The 1,063-nt window shown below is 44.7% G+C and carries 2 protein-coding genes; both read right to left on the reverse strand.

Annotated elements, in window-relative coordinates; genetic code table 11:
- Nucleotides 1-788, reverse strand: a 788-nt coding sequence (locus R7Q11_RS24955) for a MalM family protein (protein WP_225466852.1), incomplete at its 3' end; no start/stop codon positions are given.
- A gap of 100 nt (nucleotides 789-888) precedes the next feature.
- Nucleotides 889-1,063, reverse strand: a 175-nt coding sequence (locus R7Q11_RS24960) for a carbohydrate porin (protein ID WP_225466853.1), incomplete at its 5' end; no start/stop codon positions are given.

A 1,063-nucleotide genomic window follows, 5' to 3' on the forward strand; every position in this document is an offset into this window, starting at 1 on the left:
ACAAACACTTCTTGTGCGCCTTCAATACCTAGCTCTTTTGCTTCATCAAGCAAGGTGAGTGCTTTCGGAATATCGTTCGCTGCGACTGCCGCTTCAATAGAGCTGTGGTAGTAGCTAGTGAGATCCGTACCTTGAGGAATGTTGTCGTTTTTCGCAACAATCTTGGTATTCACGATATCATTCGCGGATACCGAAAAGCGGAACTGACCCAATGGGCTATGTTTCGCGAGAGGGTCTGCAATATCTGGCGGCTGAGTATGGCGCGCCATGGCGAAGGCTTTTGCAGGGTGTAGAACTTGTGTACTTCCTTTTAGATCGGCGGAAGTCGTGTAAACCAATACATGAAGATCATTACCTGTCATGTCTGGAATCACATTGAGATCAAGTACGAATTTATCGTTGTCCAACAGTTTTGCTGGTTCGTACTTAAACTTTGAGAAATCGGCTTGGTAAATGGTTTCTCCTGCCGAGTTCATCACTGCGACATTTGGAGCATAAAATTGAAGTTCTTTACTTACGAATGTCTCTAATTTGATATCGAGACTACCACGATTGCCCGGAAGAGCGAACGCTGCAATTGCGCCAGCACTGTTGCCATCCAACAGCATTTGGCTTTTATCAGTCAAAGCGAACTCAGTAACCACAGGCACATTAAGCGGTACCCATTGAATATCACCCGATTGAGTGATTACTTGTTGCTGACCTTTTGGATTCATCTCTACTTGTTCTACGGACGCACAACCAGTAGCCAACATGCCCAGCAGTACGGGAGCAAGCCATTTTCTCATTACTGTCTACCTCGACTCATTATTGTTTTTGAAATAAATACAGCCAGATAGGTTCTGGCTGTATCATTCTAGGACAATTTAGGACTTAGTGGTTAGATGATTACCACCAAGCTTCAGCTTGTACACCGAATTGGAACGTATCGTCAGCTTGTTTGTTATCAAAGAACTTATCTGTGCTGTTAATTTCTTGCTCACCAGTTAGGTAAGAAGCGTAAACACGGATTTCAGGACGAGCCCAGAAGCTAGAGCCAGCAGACCATGCTTGAGCAACTGTG

This window comes from Vibrio sp. 970 (assembly GCF_033339075.1).